This is a genomic window from Microbacterium thalli, assembly GCF_028737325.1.
In the GTDB taxonomy this organism is placed as follows: Bacteria; Actinomycetota; Actinomycetes; order Actinomycetales; family Microbacteriaceae; genus Microbacterium; species Microbacterium thalli.
Window position 1 is genome coordinate 681,012 of sequence record NZ_JAQZCH010000002.1, and the last position, 23,082, is coordinate 704,093.

The 23,082-nt window shown below is 67.0% G+C and carries 27 protein-coding genes and 1 pseudogene; 9 read left to right on the forward strand and 19 right to left on the reverse strand.

The features are described from left to right. Window position 1: 1 nt before the first annotated feature. The gene (locus tag PUW82_RS11170; RefSeq protein ID WP_274222355.1) at window positions 2–250 is read left to right on the forward strand and encodes an acyl carrier protein; all 249 of its coding nucleotides are present in this window, start codon (window positions 2–4) and stop codon (window positions 248–250) included. A gap of 51 nt (window positions 251–301) precedes the next feature. After that, window positions 302–1,540 carry a beta-ketoacyl-[acyl-carrier-protein] synthase family protein gene (locus PUW82_RS11175; protein WP_274222356.1) on the forward strand — a complete coding sequence of 413 codons (1,239 nt, stop codon included), beginning with the start codon at window positions 302–304 and terminating at the stop codon, window positions 1,538–1,540. A gap of 141 nt (window positions 1,541–1,681) precedes the next feature. Here PUW82_RS11175 and PUW82_RS11180 read toward each other — a convergent pair whose 3' ends face one another. Further along, window positions 1,682–2,185 (reverse strand): DUF3145 domain-containing protein, encoded by a 504-nt coding sequence (locus PUW82_RS11180; RefSeq protein ID WP_274222357.1) that lies wholly within the window; start codon window positions 2,183–2,185, stop codon window positions 1,682–1,684. A 197-nt stretch (window positions 2,186–2,382) separates the two neighbouring features. On the opposite strand from PUW82_RS11180, the gene PUW82_RS11185 reads away from it, so the two are divergent. Next, the gene (locus PUW82_RS11185) at window positions 2,383–2,565 is read left to right on the forward strand and encodes a hypothetical protein (RefSeq protein WP_274222358.1); all 183 of its coding nucleotides are present in this window, start codon (window positions 2,383–2,385) and stop codon (window positions 2,563–2,565) included. Between the two features lie 240 nt (window positions 2,566–2,805). Here PUW82_RS11185 and PUW82_RS15135 read toward each other — a convergent pair. Then, window positions 2,806–3,033 (reverse strand): annotated as a pseudogene (locus PUW82_RS15135) (DUF3263 domain-containing protein); the annotation flags it as partial. Between the two features lie 89 nt (window positions 3,034–3,122). Between PUW82_RS15135 and PUW82_RS11190 the strand changes: the two are divergent. Next, a complete protein-coding gene (locus PUW82_RS11190; RefSeq protein ID WP_274222359.1) occupies window positions 3,123–3,272 on the forward strand; it encodes a hypothetical protein in 150 nt (49 codons plus the stop codon). A 13-nt stretch (window positions 3,273–3,285) separates the two neighbouring features. Here the strand turns inward: PUW82_RS11190 and PUW82_RS11195 are convergent, their stop codons facing one another. Both PUW82_RS11195 and PUW82_RS11200 read right to left on the reverse strand, forming a co-directional pair. Continuing rightward, window positions 3,286–3,465: a hypothetical protein gene (locus tag PUW82_RS11195; protein WP_274222360.1), complete on the reverse strand. Its 180-nt coding sequence runs from the start codon at window positions 3,463–3,465 to the stop codon at window positions 3,286–3,288. After that, window positions 3,462–3,824, reverse strand: coding sequence for a hypothetical protein (locus PUW82_RS11200; RefSeq protein WP_274222361.1), 363 nt, complete (start codon window positions 3,822–3,824; stop codon window positions 3,462–3,464). Before PUW82_RS11200 ends, PUW82_RS11195 begins: the two co-directional genes overlap by 4 nt. A gap of 118 nt (window positions 3,825–3,942) precedes the next feature. Here PUW82_RS11200 and PUW82_RS11205 point away from each other — a divergent pair, with 118 nt between their 5' ends. The 4 genes from PUW82_RS11205 to PUW82_RS11220 all read left to right on the forward strand — a co-directional run bounded on the left by PUW82_RS11205 (window position 3,943) and on the right by PUW82_RS11220 (window position 7,769). Next, complete coding sequence (locus PUW82_RS11205; RefSeq protein WP_274222362.1) at window positions 3,943–4,269, forward strand: hypothetical protein; 327 nt, start codon at window positions 3,943–3,945, stop codon at window positions 4,267–4,269. A gap of 261 nt (window positions 4,270–4,530) precedes the next feature. Further along, entirely contained in the window at window positions 4,531–4,755 is a 225-nt protein-coding gene (locus tag PUW82_RS11210) for a hypothetical protein (protein ID WP_274222363.1), read from the forward strand. Window positions 4,756–4,818: 63 nt separating this feature from the next. After that, a complete protein-coding gene (locus tag PUW82_RS11215; RefSeq protein ID WP_274222364.1) occupies window positions 4,819–5,580 on the forward strand; it encodes an SGNH/GDSL hydrolase family protein in 762 nt (253 codons plus the stop codon). 206 nt (window positions 5,581–5,786) lie between these two features. After that, on the forward strand, window positions 5,787–7,769 hold the full coding sequence (locus tag PUW82_RS11220; RefSeq protein WP_274222365.1) for an acyltransferase family protein: 1,983 nt from the start codon (window positions 5,787–5,789) through the stop codon (window positions 7,767–7,769). A gap of 110 nt (window positions 7,770–7,879) precedes the next feature. Here the strand turns inward: PUW82_RS11220 and PUW82_RS11225 are convergent, their stop codons facing one another. Beyond that, window positions 7,880–8,893 carry an acyltransferase family protein gene (locus tag PUW82_RS11225; protein ID WP_274222366.1) on the reverse strand — a complete coding sequence of 338 codons (1,014 nt, stop codon included), beginning with the start codon at window positions 8,891–8,893 and terminating at the stop codon, window positions 7,880–7,882. Window positions 8,894–8,971: 78 nt separating this feature from the next. Between PUW82_RS11225 and PUW82_RS11230 the strand changes: the two genes are divergently transcribed. Then, window positions 8,972–10,240: an O-antigen ligase family protein gene (locus tag PUW82_RS11230; RefSeq protein WP_274222367.1), complete on the forward strand. Its 1,269-nt coding sequence runs from the start codon at window positions 8,972–8,974 to the stop codon at window positions 10,238–10,240. A 253-nt stretch (window positions 10,241–10,493) separates the two neighbouring features. Here PUW82_RS11230 and PUW82_RS11235 read toward each other — a convergent pair whose 3' ends face one another. The 14 genes from PUW82_RS11235 to PUW82_RS11300 form a co-directional block, all read right to left on the reverse strand. Then, the gene (locus tag PUW82_RS11235) at window positions 10,494–12,365 is read right to left on the reverse strand and encodes an SGNH/GDSL hydrolase family protein (RefSeq protein ID WP_274222368.1); all 1,872 of its coding nucleotides are present in this window, start codon (window positions 12,363–12,365) and stop codon (window positions 10,494–10,496) included. A gap of 23 nt (window positions 12,366–12,388) precedes the next feature. After that, window positions 12,389–12,778: a hypothetical protein gene (locus tag PUW82_RS11240; RefSeq protein ID WP_274222369.1), complete on the reverse strand. Its 390-nt coding sequence runs from the start codon at window positions 12,776–12,778 to the stop codon at window positions 12,389–12,391. Window positions 12,779–12,791: 13 nt separating this feature from the next. Next, window positions 12,792–13,136 (reverse strand): hypothetical protein, encoded by a 345-nt coding sequence (locus tag PUW82_RS11245; protein ID WP_274222370.1) that lies wholly within the window; start codon window positions 13,134–13,136, stop codon window positions 12,792–12,794. A gap of 8 nt (window positions 13,137–13,144) precedes the next feature. After that, window positions 13,145–13,633 (reverse strand): hypothetical protein, encoded by a 489-nt coding sequence (locus PUW82_RS11250; protein ID WP_274222371.1) that lies wholly within the window; start codon window positions 13,631–13,633, stop codon window positions 13,145–13,147. Between the two features lie 2 nt (window positions 13,634–13,635). Continuing rightward, window positions 13,636–14,442, reverse strand: a complete 807-nt coding sequence (locus tag PUW82_RS11255) for a hypothetical protein (RefSeq protein WP_274222372.1) — start codon at window positions 14,440–14,442, stop codon at window positions 13,636–13,638. A 16-nt stretch (window positions 14,443–14,458) separates the two neighbouring features. After that, window positions 14,459–15,448, reverse strand: a complete 990-nt coding sequence (locus PUW82_RS11260; protein ID WP_274222373.1) for a hypothetical protein — start codon at window positions 15,446–15,448, stop codon at window positions 14,459–14,461. A gap of 1 nt (window position 15,449) precedes the next feature. Further along, complete coding sequence (locus tag PUW82_RS11265) at window positions 15,450–16,547, reverse strand: Gp37-like protein (protein ID WP_274222374.1); 1,098 nt, start codon at window positions 16,545–16,547, stop codon at window positions 15,450–15,452. Further along, a complete protein-coding gene (locus PUW82_RS11270; RefSeq protein ID WP_274222375.1) occupies window positions 16,544–17,482 on the reverse strand; it encodes a phage tail family protein in 939 nt (312 codons plus the stop codon). The genes PUW82_RS11265 and PUW82_RS11270 overlap by 4 nt, the downstream gene beginning before the upstream one ends. Then, the gene (locus PUW82_RS11275) at window positions 17,482–20,502 is read right to left on the reverse strand and encodes a phage tail tape measure protein (RefSeq protein ID WP_274222376.1); all 3,021 of its coding nucleotides are present in this window, start codon (window positions 20,500–20,502) and stop codon (window positions 17,482–17,484) included. The genes PUW82_RS11270 and PUW82_RS11275 overlap by 1 nt, the downstream gene beginning before the upstream one ends. A 33-nt stretch (window positions 20,503–20,535) precedes the next feature. Then, complete coding sequence (locus PUW82_RS11280; RefSeq protein ID WP_274222377.1) at window positions 20,536–20,769, reverse strand: hypothetical protein; 234 nt, start codon at window positions 20,767–20,769, stop codon at window positions 20,536–20,538. 158 nt (window positions 20,770–20,927) lie between these two features. Then, window positions 20,928–21,545, reverse strand: a complete 618-nt coding sequence (locus PUW82_RS11285) for a hypothetical protein (protein ID WP_274222378.1) — start codon at window positions 21,543–21,545, stop codon at window positions 20,928–20,930. 73 nt (window positions 21,546–21,618) lie between these two features. Beyond that, window positions 21,619–22,146 (reverse strand): phage tail tube protein, encoded by a 528-nt coding sequence (locus PUW82_RS11290; RefSeq protein ID WP_274222379.1) that lies wholly within the window; start codon window positions 22,144–22,146, stop codon window positions 21,619–21,621. Between the two features lie 70 nt (window positions 22,147–22,216). Beyond that, window positions 22,217–22,636 carry a hypothetical protein gene (locus PUW82_RS11295; protein WP_274222380.1) on the reverse strand — a complete coding sequence of 140 codons (420 nt, stop codon included), beginning with the start codon at window positions 22,634–22,636 and terminating at the stop codon, window positions 22,217–22,219. Beyond that, window positions 22,636–23,073 (reverse strand): hypothetical protein, encoded by a 438-nt coding sequence (locus tag PUW82_RS11300; RefSeq protein WP_274222381.1) that lies wholly within the window; start codon window positions 23,071–23,073, stop codon window positions 22,636–22,638. The genes PUW82_RS11295 and PUW82_RS11300 overlap by 1 nt, the downstream gene beginning before the upstream one ends. Between the last annotated feature and the right edge of the window lie 9 nt (window positions 23,074–23,082).

The following is a 23,082-nucleotide window of genomic DNA, read 5'->3' on the forward strand; positions in this document are numbered from 1 at the left end:
CATGGCATTCAGCAACGACGAGGTCCTCGCCGGACTCGCTGAGCTCATCACCGACGAGACGGGCATCTCGGCCGACGAGGTCGCGCTCGAGAAGTCGTTCACCGACGACCTCGACATCGACTCCATCTCGATGATGACCATCGTGGTCAACGCCGAGGAGAAGTTCGCCGTCACCATCCCCGACGAAGAGGTCAAGAACCTCAAGACCGTCGGCGACGCCGTCACCTACATCACGTCCAACCAGGCGTAACCCGCACCGGCGGGGGCACACGCCCCCGCCGGGGTTCCACCGAGGAGATCCATGAGCACCCCGCGTATCGTCGTCACCGGCATCGGAGCATCGTCGCCCCTGGGCGGAACCGCACCCGAGAGCTGGGACGGACTGCTCGCCGGCCGTTCCGGCGCGCGCACCCTCGAGCACGAGTGGATCGAGAAGTACCAGATCCCCGTCCACTTCGCCGCTGAGGCGATCGTGCGCCCCGACACCGTGCTCGAACGGCCCGTCGCCAAGCGTCTCGACCCGGCGTCGCAGTTCGCCATGGTCGCAGCGATGGAGGCGTGGGCGGATGCCGGCAGTCCCGACGTCGACCCCGAGCGTCTGGGCGTCGACTTCGCGACCGGGATCGGCGGCGTGTGGACGCTGCTCGATGCGTGGGACACGTTGCGCGAGAAGGGCCCGCGGCGCGTCCTGCCGATGACGGTGCCCATGCTCATGCCCAACGCCGCCGCCGGCAACCTGTCGCTGCACTTCGAGGCGCGCGCGTTCGCCCGCACGGTCGCGAGTGCCTGCGCGTCGAGCACCGAGTCGATCGTCAACGCCATCGAGCACCTGCAGGACGGGCTCGCCGACATCGTCATCGCGGGCGGCACCGAGTCGGCCATCCACCCCATCACGATGGCGTCGTTCGCGTCGATGCAGGCGCTTTCGCGTCGCAACGACGACCCGGCTACGGCATCCCGTCCCACGAGCGTCGACCGTGACGGCTTCGTCATGGGCGAGGGCGCGGGCGTGCTGATCCTCGAGACCGAGGAGCACGCGAAGGCCCGCGGGGCGAAGATCTACGCGTACGCAGTCGGCGGCGGCGTGACCGCCGACTCGTACCACATCACGGCGAACGACCCCGAGGGGACCGGTGCCTCGCGTGCCGTCCGCCGGGCGCTGGAGCAGGCGGACGCCTCCCCCGACGAGGTCGCCCACATCAATGCGCACGCGACCTCGACGCCGGTCGGCGACCCGAACGAGTACCAGGCGCTGCGCACCGTCTTCGGCGACCGCATCGACGAGATCCCCGTCTCGGCGACCAAGGCGTCGACCGGGCACCTGCTCGGCGGCACCGGCGCGCTCGAGGCGATCTTCACGATCCTCGCCCTCCGCGAGCGGATCGCTCCGCCGACGATCAATCTCACCGAACAGGATCCGGCCGTGCCGTTCCGCGTCTCGGGTGAGACGCAGGACCTGGGCAGCGGCGATCTGCTCGCCATCAGCAACTCGTTCGGCTTCGGCGGTCACAACGCCGTCGTGGCCTTCCGTTCGGCCTGATCCGACGGGAACGACGGAACCCCCGGGGATCGCTCCCCGGGGGTTCTTCTTCGTCAGACGGTCCGCACGCGTTCTCGGGCTCCGGGGGCAAGCACCGATGTCCGGTACCGGCGCACGTCCGTCTGAGGCTCGGTGCGGCGCTCACCCCACCTTGTGCAGCCACACGACGGCGACGTTATCGCCCGCGTGACGGAAGGGCTCGAGCTCCTCGTCCCAGGCCGAGCCCAGCGCGACGTTCAACTCGCGCTGCAGCTCGAAGGCATCTCCCGCCCCGATCTCCATCGCATAGCGCAGCCGGTCCTCGCCGATGACGACGTTGCCGGCGGCATCCGTCTGGGCGTAGTGGATCCCCAGGCTCGGTGTGTGCATCCAGCGACCGCCGTCGCTGCGCGGCGTCGGGTCCTCCGATACCTCGAAGCGCAGGTGCTCCCAGCCGCGGATCGCCGTCGCCAGCGCCGCGCCCGTGCCGGCCGGACCCTCCCAGTAGAACTCCGCGCGACGACTTCCGGAGAGCACCGGCTGGTCATCCCAGTCGAAATTCACGGCACGCCCGAGGGCGCGCCCGGCTGCCCACTCGAGGTGCGGGCACAACGCGCGTGGCGCGGAGTGGATGAAGATCACTCCACGCGCTTGTGGTGTCGCCATGACTTCTCCGTTTCGTCAGGTACGTCTTCCCCTACGACCTGAGACCGGATGCGGCGATGTGTTCGGTTGTCGGGTCGATTATCGCCCATGCCACCTGGGAATCACAACCATGTCGTGCGGGCCGCGGCGACCTGCTGTCAAGCCGGTTCCGCACGCGCCACTCCTCCCGCATTCTGGACGCGACGAAAGGACGACACATGAGCGATAACACCCCGCATCACCGCCACGCCGAGGACGCGCACGCCGACGGCGGCGCCCCCACCGATGCGGCGAGCGACGAGGTCAAGGCCGACGCCGCCCGCGCCGGAGCCGAGGCCGAGCTCGACGGGCCTGACGACAACGAGACCTTCCCGCAGGACCCGTCGATCACGCACCCCTGACGATTGCGACGTGGGGCATCCGCTCCCCCGACGCACGAACGGCCGCCTTCGAGGCGGCCGTTCCGCGTGTGTAGGGCGGGTGGGACTTGAACTCTCCCCACCACTCAGCGGTCGTCGATGATCCGCGGAATCATGCGGAACAGGACGCTCAAAGCGATGCAAAGCGACACGGTCCGACGCAGGTAGGTGTGGGCGAAATGTGGGCAAACGTGGTCGCGCCGCGGCGCCGATTCGACGCAGCACGCGATGCGCGGTGATGGGGTCGTGCGCCTGGCCCTCGAGGGAAGCCACGGCGCGGTGGAGTAGCTGGAAGTAGCGGGCGGGTCCGAAGCCGAACCGGAGGCGGATGTCTTCCTCCTGCCGGCCCGTCCGCCCGGGATAGTTCGACTCGAAGTCGAGCAGTTCAGCAGTGGTGGGCATGCGGCGATTCTCCCCCTGGCCTCCGACATGCCGCGGTGGGCTGTTCATGCCCCGCTGACGCACGAAACGCCCCCACCCCGTCTATCTGGGTAGGGGCGTCATATCGAGGCGGCGAGAGCGAGCAGTACGCTCACCGCATGGAGTGGTTCTTCTTCGTCGTACTCGGCGCCGCACTGTTCTTCGGCGTCCTGTTCTTCGTGGTGAAGGCCGCGATCGTCATCGGGCTCCGCGAACACCGTGCCGAGCTGCGCACGGAGCGCCGCACCGACGACGTCCCGCCGGCTTGATCGCGTCGCGCGCTCAGCCGCCGCGGACGCCGGGGAGGTCGTCGCCGCCTGCAGGCCGCTCGATCCACGGGATGTCGATCTCCCACCCGCAGCCGCCGCACTGGTAGCCGCCGTCGACGGTGCGCATGACGGTGCCGCAGACCTCGCAGCGCGGCTCCGACCCGATGTCGAGGTCTTCGTCGAACGCGGTCACCGGTCGCCTCTAGTCGCCGCCTGACGCAGGACGAGGAGCATGCCGCCGATCGCGCACACGAATCCGACGAGAGTGACCGCCCAGAGCGGAACACCCGGCAGTCGAGATTCAGCCCCGGAAATGAGACTGAAAACGGTCGCCACGGCGAAGATGACACCCAACACGCTGAAGAAGAAGATCGCAGGCTTCACGCGGAGCCTACGGGCACCAGGCGCGAGGTCGCGGGGATCGCTCAGGTTCCATCGTTGGCGGAGCGCCGCCGCCTCGCGCTCCAGTTCCTCCCGGCGAGCGAGTGGTGCGTCGTTCAGAGTGCCCGCCGGCTGCACCAGCGCCTGCAGCTCCCCGTAGATGTCGGTCAATCGTCGCTCTGCGCTCTCGCGCCCGCTCTGCTCACCGGCTGCGCCCACGGGACGAGCGTAGCCCTATCAATGTCGGCGTACGATGTCATCCTCTCGGCCGGAGAAAGGATGCCCGGCCATGAGATCACCGCTCGACCAGGACACCATGTTGGACGTGGCGCTGTCCGCGATCTGCGCCCGCAACCAGTACACCCTCGACGCCGCGCCGGTCATCGCCGAGCTGACTGCCGCAGCAGACGGACGGGACGACGTCCTCGCACGTGCTGCGGGAATTTGGGCCGGGTACTTCGATGCTGCCGAGACGCGGATGCTCACGAGCGCGCTACGGGGCTTCCCTGGTGCCGAACAGTGGGTTGCGGAGGGTCGGCGCCGGCGCGGCATCCCTCGGCACGGCGCCCCGATTCGCCGCGACGAGCTACCCGCCGCGGCCCCGGAGACGGACTAGTTTCGGTGCTCATCGTCGATCGCGTCTCCGTCGTCGCGCAGTCCGCCTGTTCATGCGGACTTCGATACGGATGCGAACTCGGACGCGGATGGTGATGCTCATCATGATGACGAGAGCGAAGACCACGGACGCGGCCAGCTCGATAGGAATGGTCATACCCGTGGTACGCCGCGCTACGTCGAGGCGTACACCCTCCGCGCAAGAATGATCGACGCTGCACCGCGACGCGCGCTGGGGGCGAGACGCTGCTAGCTTCAGCGCATGGCAATGAAGCAAGCTCAGCACCTCACGCTCGAAGACATCGGCAAGACCGTTCTCTTCATCGGACCGGACGCTCGGGACCAGCGTTGGAAGGGTGAACTCCAGGGGATCCAGTTCAGCTCGGGCTTCGGCGTACACCTGACTATCGACAACAAGGGCTTCTACCCGACGCCGGATCAGGAGATCGAGTTGTTCGACCCGCCGGCAGCCGACCCCATCGTGTGACGTTGGTGTGCCGCGCGTACCGCTCGGCGGCTGGTTTGCCGGCGCTCACGTAGACTCCCGCGCATGGGGAAACGACGTCGCCGGAGCACTTCGGACGCATGGTGGAAGATGGAGATCGGCGGCATGCCCGTTTGGGGCATCCTCGGTTCGGTCGCTCTCTTAACCGTGATGGCGTTCGGGACGATTGCCTCTATACCTCCAGCTCCGACAGCGGACCCCAACCGCACCACGGCCCCGGTCCCCTCTTTCGCGTTCGACGACCCGCCTGAGACAACGTCGCCCCATGTAGCTTTCCTCGGCGACTCGTACACATTCGGAACTGGACGGTCTGAGGGCAGCGAGAACCGCTGGACGACAATCGTTTCGAACGCGCTCGCCTGGGATGAGGAGCGATTTGCAGTAGGCGGCACGGGTTACGTTCAGGGCGACAGCTACACGAACCGGGTGGGCCTGGTCATCGCGGCGGCGCCCGACGTGGTTATCGTCAGCGGAGGACGCAACGACTGGCGCGTCGCTGATCAGGTGGAAGCGGCCGCAACCACGGTCTTCAGCCAACTCCGGGATGCGTTGCCGGAGGCAACCATCATCGCGACCAACCCGTGGTGGGACGACGACCCAGCGCCGGCAGAGATGACGTTCGTGTCCGAAGCCGTTCGCTCCGCCGCGGACGCGACCGGCATCGCCTTTGTAGACATCGGACAGCCGCTCGAGGGGCACCCCGAATACCTCTCGGAAGACGGGGTGCACCCGAACGACGACGGCTATCGGGTCATCGCCGACGCTGTCGAGCCTCTCCTGCGCGAGCTGGTTCCCGCGACGACATAGCGGCCGCTCGACTTCGAAGTGCGATGTCAGGCCCCGATGGCCCAGGCGGCGTGGTCGCGACCACGTGCGCACGCGCTGCGACCGCGGTCGTTACATGACAGTTACCTCTCACCCCTAGGATTCACGCGAGGATCGGGGAGCGCATGACAACGCGAACGGTGCAGGCGGGTCAAGCGCATGCGAGACCAAACGTCAACGTGCAACGCATGGATATCCAGGGGCTGCGCGCCATCGCGGTGCTGGCGGTGGTGATCTACCACGCGGGTGTCCCGGGGTTCTCCGGCGGCTACATCGGCGTGGACATCTTCTTCGTCATCAGCGGTTACCTGATCACGAGTCACCTTCTCAGAGGGCTGGGAGGCGACGGGCGAATTCACCTGGCCTCCTTTTACGCCAAGCGAGCACGTCGCATCCTCCCGGCGTCCCTGCTGGTCGTCGCGCTGACGGTCGTGGCGGCACTAATTTGGTACCCGCCTCTCCTCATGAAGAGTGTTCTGCAGGGCGCGGTCGCGACCGCGCTCTACGTTCCGAACTACCTCTTCGCTTGGCAGCGGACCGACTATCTAGCTGAAACGATCCCTTCTTTGTTTCAGCACTACTGGTCGCTGGGCATCGAGGAGCAGTTCTACCTTCTCTGGCCTCTGCTTCTCGCAGCCGGCTTTGCGCTCTTCAAGACGCGGCGGTCGCTGTTCCTTGGCGTAGGCATCATTGTCCTACTCTCCTTCGTGGCATGCGTCGTCGTCACCGCGAGTGACCAGCCGTGGGCATTCTTCGGGCTTCCTACTCGCGCGTGGGAGCTCGGCGTCGGCGGCCTCGCGGCGTTCCTCGTTGCGCACCGACCGGTGCCCATGCCCGGAGCTGTGGGAAGCGTCGCGGGTTGGATCGGCCTCGTGGGCGTCCTCGCGTGCGTGGTGTTGTTCAGCGACGCGACACCGTTCCCCGGATACTGGGCAGCGGTGCCCGTCTTCTGTACTGCTCTGGTAATCGTCGCGGGCGAGAGTCCCTCTCGATTCGGGCCCGGCCGGGTGCTGTCGCTCCGAGGGATGACTTTCATCGGAGCGATCTCCTACTCGCTGTACCTCGTTCACTGGCCAATACTCGAGATACCGAAGGGCGCGATCGGCTTCGAACAGCCACTGCCCCTCTGGACAACCGTCGCGCTTGCCGCGGCGAGCGTGCCGGTTGCCTGGGTGCTCTACACCTGGGTCGAGAACCCAGCCCGGAACAGCGCGTTTCTCGTCGACGCCCGTCCTCGCCGGTCCTTGGTCACGGCGGCGGCCGGATCGCTCGCGGTGGTTCTGATCTCCGTGGGCGCTTACGGCGTTTCCTCCCTCCAGCCAACGTCATCGGCCAGGGTCGCCGGGACGGCAACCTTCGACGGGCCACCCGAGGCGACACCGTTCGTACCAGCGGATCTCACTACCCCCCTGGCAGATGCCGAGAGGGATCAGTCCGAGGCGTACGCAGACGGATGTCACCTCAGCACGACCGAAACGACGCCAAAGGGATGCGTTTATGGCGACGAAGCCGCCCCGCGGATCGTGCTCTTCGGCGACTCTCATGCCACGCAGTGGCTTCCCGCCCTCCAGCGCATCGCAGCGCAGCAGGGCTACAGCGTAGAGCTGCAGACCAAAGGCGCCTGCCCGTCCGTCGAGGTGCACATCATTCGCAACGAGCAGCCATACGAATCCTGCGACAAATGGCGCGAGGCTGTCCTCGGCGCGATGTCCGTCGAAACGCCGCCGGCGCTCGTCGTCCTAGCGAACTACGGCAACGTCGACTATGAGTTCGAGGGTGACAAGACGGCAGCATGGGGTGACGGGCTTCGTTCGACACTGTCACACATCAGCGCTCCCACCGTCATCATTGCGGACAGCCCGTACATGTCCGTGACACCGGCATTTTGCTTGTCGCAGCGCCTCAATTCCGCCGACACCTGCGGCCGCCCCTTCAGCGAGGCGGTACCGACTTCGCTACACGAGGAGGAGCGTAGCGTGGCCGATGACATGGGTGCCGAGACCGTGGACTTGACCTCGAAGCTGTGCACCGAGTGGTGCCCGCCGATCATCGGCAACACACTCATCTACAGGGACGAGCACCACATCACTGCTAGCGCGAGCGAAGCGCTGGCTGAAGCTTTGTGGGGCGAGCTGACATCCGCGGGCCTCCTGCCATCGAACGGACAGTAGGACTCAATCTGACACTGACGGGGACGACCCCGAGGTGTGCCCGAAACGTCAATAAGCCCCAGTCGCATCTTCCGAGGCGGCTGGGGCTGTTCTCGCTGAGTCGATCGCTCTCAGACGTTTGCAGGTGTGCGACGCGTCGATGTTGCTCCAAGTGGCAGAGCGAAGAGGTAACGGGGCACTCGCCACCTCTGCGCCCACACGGAGATGAAACCGGTGCCGAACGCGGCCAGCAGGAGCGGCGGCAGCAGTAGCCACTCGGTGCGGATGCCGGAACGGACCAGCACGTGGTACGTAACGAGCAACGACACCCAGTGTGTGACGTAGAAGATGATCGAGTCTCGACCGTACCGGCCCATCCAGGCACCCACTGCCGACTCTTGAATCGACTGAGCGACGCGGATGAGAACGATGATGCCTGCGATGACACCAATCGCCCACACGGCTTGATAACGGACGAGGACGCCCGCGCCGGCGGCGCCAGCGGTTGCTAGCGCCAGAGCTGCGGCGACGACCACGATTGGTGTCGCGGTCAGCGACCGATCCATGACGGCGCGGTGCCGTGACAACAGGTCTCCGAGGAGGAAGAACGCGAAAAGGAACAGCATGCGCTGCCACTGTGGCGTTGCCACGAGCAGCTGTGACGCGATGAGCGCGATCGGTATGAGCAGAGAGCGCACCACCGGAGCTCGTCGGAGAACCAACACGACGAAGTAGAAGATCAATAGGTACGCGAGATACCACAGGTAAGTGGGCGGGGCGTAGAAGACCTGCAGGAAGGTGCCGGCGTCGACGCTCGTGTTCCCCGAGATGGAGCTCGTCGCCGCGAGCAGGAATAGAAGGATGAAGGACCAGAGGACGTAGGGCCAGCCGATCCGACCTAGCTTGCCGAGAGCGAACTCAGTTGCGGGCTTCGCGAGTGACCTCGGAAGCAGCATCCCAGACAGGAACATGAGCGTCGCCATCCGGAATGGCCCGACCGCGTCGTTCAAGGTCGTTAATCCGACGATGTCGTGCACAGCGTGGCTGTTGATGTGATCCGTAGCGTGGTCAACGACGACAAGGAAGATCGCGAAGCATCGCAGCACATCCATCCACGCCTGCCTGTTGGTGCGAACGCTGGCCATGCCTCACTCCCCCGACCGCGCACCATGCGCGCCTCGTCGCATCGTAGCGGGGACGGACCGCTGTGTACGCTTTGTCGCATGGCGTCAGTAACGGGCACGGCTCGACGAGCAGGGACCCACAGCGCCCTCACCTTCCCCATCAAGGTTGCTAGCGCGTTGTCCGTCGTGCTGGCGGCGTTCATTCCGATCTACAGAGTCCTGCCCGGCAACATTTCTGGACTGTGGACCACCGTCACCCTTGGCCTACTGGTCGCGACGGTACTTCTCGGCCTGGGCGGTCGACCGAAGTGGTTCGGGATCTGGGTCTATGCCGGCTACGCCGCTCTCGCCGCATCGGTCACATCGAGTGGAGCCTCGGGGCTGAGCGCGACACTTCCCGTCGCCATTCAGTTATTCATTATCATCGGCATCGGCCCGTTCGCTGTGGCAGGCCTGATCCAGAAGAACCCGCGACTGCTTGTGGCCGCGTGCATCTCCTTCCTGGTCACGCAGACGGCTTCAGGGATCGCCGGCATCGCGCAACTATTCGGAGCGGACGTTCTCGGATGGATCCAGGTGAACGAACGATCGCCCGGCCTGGCTGGTCACCCTAATGTCCTAGGCGTTATGTCCGCGCTGGCCATTCTCGTGGCAGTGTCGGTCTTGCTCGGTCGTCATACCCGCGGGCTCGGTCGGGCTTCGGTCCTGACAGTGCTGTGTCTCAACGCAGGCGCGCTGATCTCGACAGGAAGCCTTAGCTCGATGTCTGCATGCGTGGCAGGCGTGATCGTGCTCTTGTACGTTTATGGGTACCGACTACTTCGCATCCTCTTCGCAGCTACCCTTACGGTGCTAGTGCTGTGGGCAGTTCTCAGCACGCCGTTCGTTTCCGCAGTTCTGCGCGATCCCGTGCAGCGGTTCTTCCAGGTCACGGGGCAGACGCAGTACACGAGCACACTCGAGATCCGATCCGAGACCTACGAATCTGCGTGGGAATCGATTCAGCGCGACCCATTTCTCGGCCGCGGGATCGACGCTGAGAACGCGGCGGCTCGAGAGTTCGGAACCGTTGTCCACAACGTCTTTCTTCGCTCCTGGTATCAGGGCGGCTTACTGCTGGCCATCGCAATTGCTGTGATCCTGGTCTCCGTCTTGGTCCTCGTAGTCAAGGCAGTCGCCGCACGGAACAACGGTCTCGCGGTTGGTGTGATCGTCGTGATGATGAGCTACGCACTGACGTCGGCATTTTTTGAGCAGCCGTATTACTGGCTGCCCGTCCTCGCAGCCTGGGCCACTCTGCCCGCCGGGTCGATGACGTCCGCGGGAGTTACTAGCACAACCGCATCACCGAGTCGGGCAGCATCATGAACAGAGGTCGCCGGCTGGAACTCAGCTTGACGGACCCCTACTTCTGGGGCAGCGCACTCGTACTATTCGGAGCGATGTGCCTCATAGGGGAGCTCTGGCAGAGCGGCCAGGTCTCCTTGATCGGCGTCCCGACGTTCCTCGTTGGCGTCGTTGCAATCGCGGTTCGTGATTACCGCAGACGGATCGACTCCTACTGGTCCCGGCTTGAATCGGACCGGGACCAGTAGAAACACCGGTCGCCCACTGGGACGCCTCACGAAGGGCGCATCGATTGCCGAGCGACCCACGACTTCACCACTCCAGCCTGGAGGCTGGTACCGCTGCCAATGACAGGGTGGATGCCGTCTGGCTGCACCAGCCCCTTCCCGCCATCATCGGTTGCTGCGAACGCCTCGAACACAGGAATGTAACCCCAGCCTCGAGCGAGCGCACCCTCCCTGATTGCTCTCTGAATAGCAAGGTGCCGAGAGATCCGCGCCGCGTCGACATCCGTCGCGAGGAACTCCGGGTTCTGCGACGAAATCACCACCGGCACCGGCGCGTGCACGGCAAAAAGGACCGCAAGAAAGCCATCGACTGCGGCGAAGAACTGCGCCGGCGTAGTCGTTCCGCTGGCGTAGTTGTGGCCGTGATGAATGAACACCGCATCCGGCTGCTCGGGGTACATCGCTGTGACGCGTGCCTGTTGGTAGGCGATCGTCGAGCCGGCGACGGCGGCGTTGTAGACGGTCGCCCAGCCGAGCGGTGACTGCGCCCCGACCACCGGGGGTCGGGTGACAGTGCCTCGCACCTCGAACCGACGGATGCCGGCATTCGCGGAGTTGTCCGCGAACCCGAACGTGCTGCCCAGCGCAGCGACATCTCCGGAGGTGAGCGTCGCGCTGATTGTTGCTCCGTTGAGCGTGGCTGTCAGCGCTGTTCCGACGAGTTGGATGTCGAACGCGTACCAAGCCGCTGCAGTATTGTTCGGAATCGTTCCGGCGGGAAAGGTCCCGAGCACAGTGGTTGTGCCGGAGATGATCTTCGAAACCGTCACAGCGACCGTCGTTCCCCCTGTGGCCTGGACGCGGATCTCGCTCGTCCCCAGTGCGGCAGCACGGATGCGCCGCTGCAGACCCGACGTGTCGAGCGACGAGATCCGCCAGTCACCTTCGTAGTGGAAGTCTTTGTCCGCTCGACTGACGGCGGTGAGCATGCCCCCGGGGATGCCTCCGCCGGTATACGCGGGGTTGAAGACGCAGGCGCCGTCCGCAACGATGAAGGATCCTGACGTTCCCGCCCACACACCTGAGCCGACCTCGCCAGGCCGCCCGACGAGGTCGCCCGGATGCTCGGTGAAGGAATCGGCTGCGACAATGATGTCGGCGTCGACTCCGCCCGGGTCAGAAATCGTTGCGCCGTCCTGCCACACGGTCGGGCTCGCCGGATATGCGTTCGACTCCTTACCCCACGAAAAGATTCGGAAGGGGCGCTCCGGCCAGAGGTTTTCGGCCAGATCCTTCCATGCGTTGGAGAACGCTCCAGTGGAGAACGGGCTCGTCGTGCTGTCGCCGGCCGAAGCGATCACAACCGGCGCGAGGTCGCGCATGTCGAGTGTCGCCATTACCGCGTTGAGCGGGTCGATCCGTGCCGTCGCAAGCCCAGCAGAGAAGGCCGACAGCGCAACCTCGGTCTTGGTGCCCTTGGTACCAATTAGATTTGCGTTGATCTCGTCGCTCGTTGCGCCGACAGCCTCAGCCCGCGCGGCGGCATCGACGGCCTCGCCTCGCGCGAATTCAGCGCCTGCGCGCGCAGACGCCGCTTCTTGGGCAGCCTGTTCCGCTTCACCGGCCGCGTCGACAGCCGCCTTCGCCGGAACGCTGATGTCGGTGAGTTGCGTCACGCGGTCCCCCGACTTGAGGTACACCTCAAGCACGCCAGCAGGGGCACGGAACTGCGGGAAGATTCCGTTCGACGCGACGAGCTTGCCGCCAGTGAACGGGACTCCCTGCAGATCCGTGATGGGAAGGGGCGACGCCAGGTTGGTGTCGTTGACGTCGTAGACGTACGCCTCCGCCTCGCGGACGATGTTGTTGTTCTCATCCATCGCGACTGTGGACGGGAAGGCGCCGACGAATTCGGCCATGTGCGTTGTCCCTTCGTGTCGGGTCAGTGAATGTTGTGAGAGCCGCGAGACTCGGGCGGAAGCGACGATATGTCGGGGGTGCCGCCGTCGGTGCGTGCCGGCGTGGGCTCGACGGCGTGCTCGAGATGCTTGGCGCCGAGGTCACGGGTCAGCAGCGCATAGGACGCGTTCACGACGACGATCGCGAGGAGCGTGAACAGCCACCAGTCGGTGACCGGTTCCCGGGTGATGGCGTAGTAGAACACCATCACCAGGCCGGCCAGGATGACCGCCACGGCGACGGAGACTGCTTTGCGGTGCAGGGGCTTGGTGACGAACGGCAGCACGCCGTTGAGGGCGCCCACGGCGTACGGGGCGAAGAAGCCGAGCAGGGTGATGATGCCCAGCGGGGCGACGGGGATAGCGATGTCCATGCGGGTGAACTCCTCAGGTCTTGGTGATCTCGGTGGTTTCGTCGATGTCGGGCCAGGGGTCCGGTGTCCCGCCGGCGAGGATGAGCTTCCGCTCGAGGCGCGCGGCGAGACCCTCGACCAGGCGGCGGTTCTCGCGCTCCCGGTCGGTGCGAGCTTCCGCGGCCGCGGCACGCAGGTTGGCTGCGTCGCGCTCGGCGATCGCGGCGTCGCGCTGCGCGATGATGTCGTTCCTCCGACGCGACTCGCGCGCGGCGACTCCGTTGCGGAGCAGCTTCACGATGGCGACGATCTCCCGGAAGAAGAGAGCGAGCGCGCCAAGTCCGCCGAGCGCGGTGATGATGGCGATCCAGTTCTCCACCCGGCCCCCTACGCGTCGCGGCGCACGACGTCGCGGGTTCGCCGGCTGAGAATCGCGGCGACGAGCGTGCGGATGTCCTGGTCGCCGGGTTCGGACGCGAAGATCTGCAGCTCGAGGTAGCGACGGAGCATGTTGAGCATGGCGGCGAGGACGATCATCGCCGCGACGGTCGTGAAGGGCGTGACGGTGGCCGTGGTCCCGAGGATCAGGAAGTAGACACCGATGCCGATGCCGGCGAACGGGAGCGCGGGGACTTCCACGATCCAGTAGCGGCTGAGGCGCCCCGCGAAGCCACCGGCGCCGCCGAGGATGAGCAGGGCTCCCCACACGGTGATGAGCCATTCCCAACCGGCGAGTTCGGTCTGGACGGACGGTGGCGGGGCCACGATGGCGAACACTCCGGCGACGCCGACCGCCGCGTAGATGATGAGGTCGATGACGCGAATGAGCGCCTCGAGGACTCGGCGCTTCTCCGGTGCGACCGGTGCGCGATCCATTGTCAGAACCGCTTGACGCCGCCGGGCGCCGGGAACGGTAGGAGCTCGGCCAGGCCGAGGACGTCGGCGAGCCAGTGGGCGTGGTCGTGCGTGCACTGCAGCTCGCCGTTGGTCTCGTTCTTCCGGTAAGCCTCGAAGTGGTCGCCGTCGGGCGGCCACACCTTGTTCCGGCCACGCAGGGCGAGCCGGGCGCCAATGACGTTCGCGTGGGCCTTGATACCGCGGAACGGTTCGAGAGTGAAGCTCGTGCCGGCGTGCGGGCCGTCGATGATGCGGATGAGGGTCGTCATGTCGTCCTCCTCGGACTTGGTCGTTACAGCGGGGGTGGGGGCCGGCAGAGATGCGGCAGGCTTCCCGCCGCCGGCCGGCTGCGGGATGGTGATCGTCAGGCGGTTCCGGCGCCCGTAGGTGCGCGACCAGCCCAGGTACGGCATCCCGCGTGCGGTCTGCGCTTCCACGGTGATCAGGCCCGCCTTCTCGCCCCACCACTCGTGCGCGTAGCCGGTGGCGGAAAGTACCTGGTGGCCGCCGCCGTAGATGTCGATCGCAACGTGCCCCCAACGGGCGACGCGGCCGCGGTCGTCAGTGCCGGCGTAGTCCCAGTAGTGGATCGCTCCGGGCGGGGCGTTCCGCGGGTTCCGGGACTCGATCTCGGCCGCGAGGTATGCGGCGAACGCGGACCCGTAGATGTCGGGGGCGTACCCGCCGCAGTCATCGATCGTCCGGTACGTCAGGCCGGCGCACTGGCCGTACCAGCTCTTCGGCCGAGTCGTCCCGACGAACATCCGGATCTCGTGAGGGGTGGTCATGATGATGTCCTTCCGTTCAGGGGCGTCGGATCGACCAGGACGCGTGCACGTCCCACAGCTCGACTCCGCCGGCTGAGAGCGGGTCGGTGGTCACTGCGAAGTTGAGCGAGGTGCCAGCGGGGATCGATTCGGTCGTGACCCACTGGAAGACGGCGGAGACGTCGCGCATCTGGCCGCTGACGCCGTGGTTGTGCCAGCGCCTGCGGCCCTTCTCCGCCGCGCCCTGGAAGAGGGTCAAGAACCCGGCGTAGTTCAGCGCATCCGATCCCGGACGCCCCACGGGGCCCGGCAGGTAGATGGCGCACGAGAACGAGGCTTGGATTAGCGACCCGACCGGCACTCGTTCGGCGGCCTGGAAGCTACCGGCCCCTCCGGTCGCTCCCGGCAGGATGATTCCGCCGCCGCCAACAGCGTTGTACATACCAGCTTCGGACCCGCTCGCCACCCACTCGGGCGTACCGAGCGCGGAAAGACTCCTCCGCCAGCTGCGACCGTTGATGTCAACGACAGTGCCGAGGCGATTGAGGTACTGCAGCACAAGCTCGTCGACCGCGAGCGCCCCGCCTGGGCCGGACCAAAGGCGCAAGTCGATGAGCTGCTGCACCTGTGATTTCCCGGCGTCCACACGGGCGAGCCACAGAGGCTGATCATCCAGTGCGAACGGTGTCGATTCGCGGGGTGGGATTGCCGTTTTGTTGGTACCCGGCACGCTCACGAAGGCGGAGGTGCTGGTCTGCCACGACCGGCGGATCGAGATCAGATGGAAGCGTGATCCCGATGTGGTCGGCGGGAGCAGAATCGATTCCTCGTTGGTGGAGCGGTCGAGAACTCCCCACCCGTGCCCCTGCCCGGGTGTGAGGCGGACTTCACGGTCAGCTCCCCCGATGCTCGCGCGCCAGTCGTCGGGACTGCGCACGCCGTACTCTGCGCCGCCTCCGTAAGAGAGCAGTTCGCCCCAGCCCTTATAGTCGACCGAGCCGGTGTAGCCCACGGATGTGATCGGCATCTCAGCTCCTTCCGAGGTCGCGCACGCGCGCCTTGAGTTCGGCGACCCGGGCGCCGAGTTGCGCCAGCGGGTCGGTGTTCACGTCCCCGATGTGGGGCGTGATCGTGAGTCCACCGCGCACGGTGTCGGAGATCGTCACGCGGGTGATGACTTCGGTACCGGGGGCGCCGCCGATGTTGAACGGCACGATGTCGCCGACGTCGTAGTGCTCGCGGAACCGGAACCGGTCTGTCTCGATGAGGTCCATCGAGACAGAGGCGCCAGGGGCGCCGTCAGCGATCGTCTGCCAGCCCTCGAGTGTGAGGTCGGCGCCGGGCTCGGTGTTGCGGGCGTCGCGGAACACCTCGATGATGTCGGCCCATTCAGCTTCCCGTGCCGTGTCGATGACGTACGCGAGGATGCGCTCGGTGCCTTGCTCTCTTCCACCGACCACGGCCCGGGTGGCGGAGGATGCCCACCGGTCGAAGTCGAACTCATCCACGATTCCGGTCGGCGCGTCGAGCAGACCGTCGACCACGCGCGGTGACCGGACATCCACGACCACTCCGCCGTTCTCGGGGTAGGCGAGGACGACACCGAGCCGGTCGGCGACGAGGAGAGGGATCAGCTTGTCGGCGAGCTTGTGGAAGCGAAGCTCGACGCGGGCGCTGCTGCCTCGACCCTGCGTGGCTACGACCGTCCAGGGCACGCCCAGGCGCGCAACATTGGCGGCCAGCGCTGCCTTAAAGATCGTCTCGCTTGGCCCCGTGTACACGTCGTACTCGACGTCTTGCCCCGTGATCGGTGCGGTGGTCTTCGGCCACCCCAGCCAATCGTTGAACTTCCGACGGTCGTCTTCGACGTGCACCTCAATCTGGCCCTTCGGGCCATGCCCAGGGGTGCGCGCGACGCGCCCGCGGAACAGCTCATCCGGGCCGAGCATGACGCTGCAGCGCGCGCCCGGCGCGATGAGCGCGGCGACCGCGCGGTCGTCGTCGTCGATCGTGAAGCTCGCGATCGATGGGACTGACCAGAGCAGGTCGGCGGACGCGTCTCCGCCAATGCACTTCTGGACAAAGGTGTCTGTCTTGTCGCGGACGATGAAGGAAAGGCCGCTCATCCGATGGCCCGGAAGTAGAGCGGGCGCAGTGTTGCCTGAACGGTGACCCCCTGCGGAATGTCGATGCTCAGCGCGACGGACTCACCAGGTGCGACGGCCGACCACGGGACCAGCCCGAGTGGCTGCGTCACGTCCTCACCGTTCAGCGTTGCTGTGACGTTGCGAGGATCGGTATCGATGAGAAGCACATCGCCCTCGGCGAGCGCGAACGGGATCGTTGCAGTGACGCCGCCCGTGCCGAGGGTGATGACGCCCCCGGGGACGGACGCCGAAGCGACGATCTCCCACTTGGGCCAGGCTTCGACGTTGCCCGGGTTGTCGATGGTCGCCGTGCTCGAGTTCTCGGCGGCGCTGACGTGGAAGTCTGGGGCACCGGGCGGCTGTATGAACGGCACGGGTGCCGGCGCGCCGAACGCCGGAGTCTCGATCGCAGTGCCGATCCAGAAGGGCTGCGCTGCTTCCAGCTCGACGCCGAACCGGCCCCAACCGAATACGGTCGGGTGGGTCTCGAAGCTGTGCGGTCGTTCGTAGACGCCCGTGAGCAGCAGCTCGCGATACACCCCGCGGAATCCGACGCGCCAGCGGCCGGGACGTTCCGGGTCGATCGAGCCGAAGAAACGCCCGTAGGTGTCGACCCATTCCGGTGACCCATCGGCGTAGACGAGGACCGGCCAGAACACCTTCCGTTCCTCAGCTCGCCACCCGCGCTGACGCTTCCCCGGGACTGCGCGCCCCTTCGAGGCGTATTTCGTCAGCTCCGGGTCGTGCATTCCCTCCGTGCCGAACGCCTGCAGCACGACCCCCTCGAGTCCGTCCGCGAGGTCCCAGTAGGAGCCGTCAGCGCCGAACCACTCGACGCTGATCGACTCCCACTGGTCGACGGGGACAGGAGCGGGCGTGCTCGGCCCGGTCGAGAGAACCAAAGGTGAGGACATCAGTCACCATCCCTTCTGAGCACGCCGCTGACCGCGAGCGCATGCGCCTGTTGCCTCTGGATCTCGCGTGCGAGCTGCTGCTCGTTCGTGCCGATCACCTTCTGGATGACGACCTGCGGCACCGTCTCAGTCCGAGCTGCTGCCGGCGCGGGAGCCGCGCCCCAGCTGCTGGCATAGACGGGACGTTCCGCAAACGGCGACGCTGCACCGTTGACGAACCCGCCCATCGCGTATCCCGGCAGGCGCATCGTGCCGCCCGCGTTCATGTACTCGAGCGCGGCCCGGTTCTCGGGGATCGCTGTATGGCGAGCATTGACGATGTACTCGCCCGTCGCGACGGCATACACCCGGTTGTCTCGGTTCGACGGGGCGCCCGGGATGATGCCGCCACCCGCACGGCCAGGCAGTACGAAGTCCTGCGAGACCGCGGCGGCCACCGTCGTCTGGATGCGCACGTTCTTGACCCACGGCACACGGTCGAGGGTCGTCATGAACCCTCGGAGCGCGTCCGTGGCCTGCGCGGTCTCGACGAGCATCTGCGTGGTCTTCGAGTCCGGCACACGGAAGATCTCGTCCGCCAGCGCGTGCACCTCGTCGGCGTTGTATCCCGCCTCGGTGGCGGTCCTGATGAACGCGTCCCGCTGCGAGTTCAGGGTGTCGATGTACTTCCGGGTCGACCCCTCCGCACCCATCGTCGCGGTGTCCTGGTCTCGCTGCTTGGTAGCGGCCTCCTCAGCCGCCCGCGCCACGTCCGTCAGGCTCGCTCGGTTCGCGGAGCCGGCGACAGTGTTGCGGTCCAGCGAGAGATTGAAGCCGTCGAGCGTGCCGTTCGCCTCCTCGTAGACCTCCTTCTGCCGCTCGACGTCGGCGGTGATCCCCGCGAGCGCTTCCTGCCACCGCGCGTTCGCGGTCTCGGCATCCTGCGCGACCCCATTCGCCTCGAGCGTCACATCGATCAGCTGGTTGAGGCTGTCGGTGAGCGCCTTCGACTGCTCGGCGGCCAGCAGGTAGGCGTCGCTCGACGACTGCATCGCCGGCGCCGCTTCCTCGGTCGCGAGGTTCAGCAGCGCCTGGACGCGCTCAGCGTCCGTCATCGCCGAGACGTTGATGCCCTGCGCGGTCGCCTGCGTGATGAGCGCCTGCTCGTACGCCGGCATCTGCGTCAGCAGTCGCCGCAGCGAGGTTTCGCTGCCGTCGGTCTGCTCCGCGACGCGCTGGAACGCGGATGCCGCGCCGGGCCCGTCCGTGGCGGCGAGCGAGGCGAGCTCGTCACCGATTCGCTTCAGGGCGTCCTCGGGCCCGGCGAGCGCTGCCTTGTTGGCGGGGTTCCAGAAGCCCTCTTCCCACCAGCTGCCGTTGGTGAACCCGCGGGCGGATACCTCGAGCTGCGCGAGGGTCTCGTCGAGGTCTTGCAGCTGCTGCTTCGAGTTGGTCAGCACGCCGTCGAGTACGGTGAACTGGCTGACCCGGGCGGTGTCGAGGATCGCAGCGCCGTCGGCGAGCTTGAGACTGTTCTGCATCTCCTCGGACGTCGCCGCGAGCTTCTCGAGCTGCTGCTGCAGCGCGACAGCTGCGACGCCGGCTGCGGCGAGCGCCAGCCCCCACGGGCCGGTCATGAAGCGCGCTGCGGCCGACAGGCCGGTGGCGGTCTTCCCGACCGCGGTCGTGATGCCGTTCGCCGCGCCTGCGACTGCCGGCATGGTCGAGTTCGACAGGGTCGCGAGGGCGATGCGGAACTCCGCGATCTTCGGGACGGCGAGGAGGAACGCGCCACCTGTGAGACCGACGACGCCGACCAGCGCGCCCGTGACAGCGATGGTGGTCTGGATGGGCTGGGGCAGCTGCGCGAACCCGAGCGCGAGCTGGCCGACGACCTCGGCCGCGGCCTGCACCGCGGGCAGGAAGACGTCGCCGTACTCGATCGCGGCTTCGTTCACACGGTTCGCCATGACCTGCAGGCGAGCCTCGGTCGTGGCGTATCGCTTCTCGGCCTCCTCCGCGAGAGCGGTGTTCTGCTCCCACGCGACCGCCTGCAGATCGAGAGACTCCGCGAGCAGGTCGCCAGCGCCCTTCAGCTGAAGCAGCACGCGCTGCTCCTCGGAGGACCGGAAGCCGAGATCCGCGAGGGTTGCCACGACGTTGCCCCCGGAGGTCTCGACCCCGTTCAAGCCCTTCGCGAAGGTGTCGAGCGCCCGCACCGGATCGGCGCGGAACTGCGCCGCGAACTCCTGCGCGGTGACCCCGGCGACGTTCGCGAAGCCCTGCAGCTGCTCGCCGCCGGACTGCACTGCCGAGTAGAGGTCCTGCAGGATGCGCGACGCGACGCCACCACCGAGCTCCGCGGTGACACCCATCGATGCGAGCGCGTTCGCCAGTCCGAGGACTTCGCCCTCGCTGGCGCCGATGAGCTTTCCGGCGCCAGCGATGCGCTGCGCCATCTCGAGGATCTCGGCCTCCGTCGAAGCGCCGTCGTTGCCGAGCGCGACGAGGGTCGCGCCGAGCCGCTCGACGTCCTCCGGTGCGGTGCGCATGACGTTCATCAGCTGCGCGAGGCTGGTCGCCGCCTGGTCGGCGGTGAGGTTGGTCGTCTCGCCGAGGTCGACCATCGTCTTGGTGAACGCGGCGACGTTCTGCCGTTCGACACCGAGCTGTCCGGCCGCCTCCGCGACGGCTGCGATCTCCTGGTGGGTCGCGGGCAGGTTGGTCGCGAGACCGCGCAGCTCGGTCTGCAGCTGCGCCATCTCGGTCACGCTGCCGTCGACCGTCTTCGTCACGCCCGCCCACGCGGACTCCCAGTCGATCGCTGCCTTGACCGCGAGCGCCGTGGTCGCCATCGCGACAGCACCGACGGTGCCGAGCGCGATACCGGCCTCGTTCATCGCCTGCTTCTGTCGCTCGTACGCGGCGGTCGCGTCCTCCGAGCCGGCCTTCGCTCGGCGTGCGGCCTGCTCGGCCTGGTTCATGCCGTTGACGAAGCCGTTGACCTGCGCGGCCAGTGAGACCCGGATGACGCGTTCCATCGCACCTCCCGGGTGATCTGTGCCCGCAGGCGGTCAGCCGCCCTCCGGGCGCGTGTAGTCGACCCGCTCGACGGTGAAATACACGCCGTTGAGGTTCGCGTCCTCGCCTGCCTGCTTGCGATGCGCGGCAAGGGCGTTCTGTTCGGCGCGCTCGGCCCAGTTGGTGAACGGCCCGCGAGGCATGTATCCGTACCCGGAGTCGACGTTGGGATCGGCGCCGTCGCTCGTCGCATCGGGTAGCCATTCGCCGTGCCGGCCGGTGCGCACCCTGATGTACTCCTCGGCGAGCAGAAGCGTGACCTGCTCGTCGTCGTACTCGGGCTCAGGTCGTGATGAGACGAGGCGGTCGCCGTCGTACTCATAGAAGGTGCGAGGCTCCCACCCCCAGAGCCGCCGGGGGGCGACTCCGAGGCGCGCGGCGAGAGCTACTTGCTGTCGGAGCGCGTCGCTACTCCGGAGCTTTTTACGAGCAGGTCCAGGCGGGCCGAGGGCTCGTAGTCGTTGAGCGTCCAAATCGCGTCGCGCAGCAGGGTTACCTCGCTGCCGGCGAGGACGGAGACGAGGTCGTCCCACTCCCCCGGCTCGATCGGGGTCGTGTCCTCGCCATCGACAAAGTGGGCGTAGACGGCGCTGTTCGGATCGATGCTGCGGTCGTCGAGCCGGTGCCGGTACTTCGCGACCGCGTCGCATACGGCGTCGAGGTTGTAGCCGTAGTGCAGGTCGAGCGGGACGTCGGGGCGGCTCGGGTGGTGGGAGATCGTCTCGGCCCACGCGTCGCCGGGGAGGCGTGTCACGCGGACCGTGACGAGCGAGCTGGTGGCCTCGGCATCGATCGCGTCGACCTGCGCGCGCACTGCGGCGGCACGCTCGTCGTTGGGGCCGGAGAGGCGCTGGTCCGCGGCGTCCTGCTGCTCCGCTTGCTCGAGCTGCTGGATGAGCTCGTCGCGTCGCGCGGCGATGTCGGTATCGAGGCAGACAGTCACGTCTTTGTGGGGTCGGGGTGCGGCCTTCGCTGCTGCGAGGCGCTCGTGAGGGGTGGTCATGATTCCGCCGTGTTCTCCGCCGTGTGAGGGGACCTGTGGGGGCGCGCGGCGGCACGCCCCCACAGGGGTTGGGTCAGGCTCCCGCTGTGAGCGCGTGCTCGCGGGACACGTAGTCCACGACGACGGGCTGCGTCTTCGTGAACTTGCCGGTGCCGTTCGGTGCGGCGCCGTTCTGCTCGCCGAGCGACACCTTCAGCGCGCGGACCTTGTCGCCGGCCGTCGCGACCTTCGAGTTCGCGACCTTGCGGCGCTCCACGAAGATCCAGGCGCCGCCGTCCTTAAGGATCTCGGACGCCGAAGAGGGGTCGTCGGAGTCGACGTACCCGAGGTCGGCGAGCTCCGGGTTCACGCGGCCGAGCGACTGCCGGCGCTGTCGGGCGGTCAGGCGCGGGTCGTCGTTCTTCTCCTGCGGCATCGTCAGGTTCCAGCCGTCGGGCAGGAAGCTGTACGTGACCCGCTTCGCGGTCGCCGCGGACAGGTCCGCGACCGTGATCTGGTCGAGATTGATCCCGGGGGTGCTCGCGGGGATCACCCAGATCGTGAGGTTGCCGGTCTGGTCTACGGCCGGGGGGCCGTTCTGCGGCTCGATGACATCGGCCATCGCATCTCCTTTCGTCTCCCCGGTGGCCGGGGTATCGGTGGACCCTCGGGGAGTCGAGGGGGTCAGTGGGTCACGCGGCGCGAGAGCTGCGCGCGACGTAGTACAGGTCGCGGTGGAAGAGGTCCGTGGTGTTGTCGTGGTCGAGCTCGCCGAGCTCGTCGCGATGGAACGGTGTGCAAGACCGGTGAGGGACAGCCATGGACCAGCCCTGCAGCTGGTCGTGCACGGCATCCGTGAGATCGTTCGCGCCGAACCGGGTCGATGCGACGACGCGCACGAACACCTCCATGTCGGAGTCGCCGTCAGGCCCGGGGGTGCCGGTGAGGCGTTCCTTCTCGAGCTGCGGCATGGTCAGGCCGAAGACGATGTGGTTCTCGCGGACGACCTCGCCGGTCTTGGTCTTGCGGACGGTGTCGTGGATGATGCCCGCGAGATGCGAGTGCTCCGACAGGCGGGTGACCGCGGCGTCGTGGTGGTCGTTCAGGGACATCAGAACCCCGATTCCCTCAGCGACTGCTCCACCGCGATATCGACGCCGCGCTCGAGCTCCTCGGCAGCGAACTTCTCGGCCGCGCGCCGAGCCCGGTCCGGAGGCCGCGACACCGAGCTGCGCGGGTCGTCAAAGATGCCAGCGGAGGGCACGAGCCCGCCGCGGCCTGTCCTCCCGCCGTAGCGGCTGAGGTTCGGGCCGACCTCGCCCTCAATGCTGGCCGAGGCCGCGCCGCCCATCACGCCCGCACTGGACCCGATCGTGTAGTCGATCGTCGCGGTGTACTGGCGGCCGAGGGGGTTGCCGGCGGCATCTCTCCGCCACCCGTCGCGGGTGCGCATGAGCGTCTGCTGCACCGCCTGGCGAGCCTTGTTCGGCACGAGGCCCTGGATGCCACTCAGGTCGCGGATGAGCCCGTCGAAGCTGTCATCGGCCACGGCACCCTC

What these genes read in the sequence shown, in the direction of transcription:
- PUW82_RS11250 (WP_274222371.1), bottom strand. Translation starts at nt 13,633, where the DNA reads ATGGATCGCGCACCGGTCGCACCGGAGAAGCGCCGAGTCCTCGAGGCG.
- PUW82_RS11180 (WP_274222357.1), bottom strand. Translation starts at nt 2,185, where the DNA reads ATGGCGACACCACAAGCGCGTGGAGTGATCTTCATCCACTCCGCGCCA.
- PUW82_RS11285 (WP_274222378.1), bottom strand. Translation starts at nt 21,545, where the DNA reads ATGACCACCCCTCACGAGCGCCTCGCAGCAGCGAAGGCCGCACCCCGA.
- PUW82_RS11190 (WP_274222359.1), top strand. Translation starts at nt 3,123, where the DNA reads ATGGAGTGGTTCTTCTTCGTCGTACTCGGCGCCGCACTGTTCTTCGGC.
- PUW82_RS11215 (WP_274222364.1), top strand. Translation starts at nt 4,819, where the DNA reads ATGGGGAAACGACGTCGCCGGAGCACTTCGGACGCATGGTGGAAGATG.
- PUW82_RS11210 (WP_274222363.1), top strand. Translation starts at nt 4,531, where the DNA reads ATGGCAATGAAGCAAGCTCAGCACCTCACGCTCGAAGACATCGGCAAG.
- PUW82_RS11235 (WP_274222368.1), bottom strand. Translation starts at nt 12,365, where the DNA reads ATGGCCGAATTCGTCGGCGCCTTCCCGTCCACAGTCGCGATGGATGAG.
- PUW82_RS11225 (WP_274222366.1), bottom strand. Translation starts at nt 8,893, where the DNA reads ATGGCCAGCGTTCGCACCAACAGGCAGGCGTGGATGGATGTGCTGCGA.
- PUW82_RS11240 (WP_274222369.1), bottom strand. Translation starts at nt 12,778, where the DNA reads ATGGACATCGCTATCCCCGTCGCCCCGCTGGGCATCATCACCCTGCTC.
- PUW82_RS11290 (WP_274222379.1), bottom strand. Translation starts at nt 22,146, where the DNA reads ATGGCCGATGTCATCGAGCCGCAGAACGGCCCCCCGGCCGTAGACCAG.
- PUW82_RS11170 (WP_274222355.1), top strand. Translation starts at nt 2, where the DNA reads ATGGCATTCAGCAACGACGAGGTCCTCGCCGGACTCGCTGAGCTCATC.
- PUW82_RS11275 (WP_274222376.1), bottom strand. Translation starts at nt 20,502, where the DNA reads ATGGAACGCGTCATCCGGGTCTCACTGGCCGCGCAGGTCAACGGCTTC.
- PUW82_RS11265 (WP_274222374.1), bottom strand. Translation starts at nt 16,547, where the DNA reads ATGAGCGGCCTTTCCTTCATCGTCCGCGACAAGACAGACACCTTTGTC.
- PUW82_RS11175 (WP_274222356.1), top strand. Translation starts at nt 302, where the DNA reads ATGAGCACCCCGCGTATCGTCGTCACCGGCATCGGAGCATCGTCGCCC.
- PUW82_RS11260 (WP_274222373.1), bottom strand. Translation starts at nt 15,448, where the DNA reads ATGCCGATCACATCCGTGGGCTACACCGGCTCGGTCGACTATAAGGGC.
- PUW82_RS11270 (WP_274222375.1), bottom strand. Translation starts at nt 17,482, where the DNA reads ATGTCCTCACCTTTGGTTCTCTCGACCGGGCCGAGCACGCCCGCTCCT.
- PUW82_RS11255 (WP_274222372.1), bottom strand. Translation starts at nt 14,442, where the DNA reads ATGACCACCCCTCACGAGATCCGGATGTTCGTCGGGACGACTCGGCCG.
- PUW82_RS11230 (WP_274222367.1), top strand. Translation starts at nt 8,972, where the DNA reads ATGGCGTCAGTAACGGGCACGGCTCGACGAGCAGGGACCCACAGCGCC.
- PUW82_RS11295 (WP_274222380.1), bottom strand. Translation starts at nt 22,636, where the DNA reads ATGTCCCTGAACGACCACCACGACGCCGCGGTCACCCGCCTGTCGGAG.
- PUW82_RS11220 (WP_274222365.1), top strand. Translation starts at nt 5,787, where the DNA reads ATGGATATCCAGGGGCTGCGCGCCATCGCGGTGCTGGCGGTGGTGATC.
- PUW82_RS11185 (WP_274222358.1), top strand. Translation starts at nt 2,383, where the DNA reads ATGAGCGATAACACCCCGCATCACCGCCACGCCGAGGACGCGCACGCC.
- PUW82_RS11205 (WP_274222362.1), top strand. Translation starts at nt 3,943, where the DNA reads ATGAGATCACCGCTCGACCAGGACACCATGTTGGACGTGGCGCTGTCC.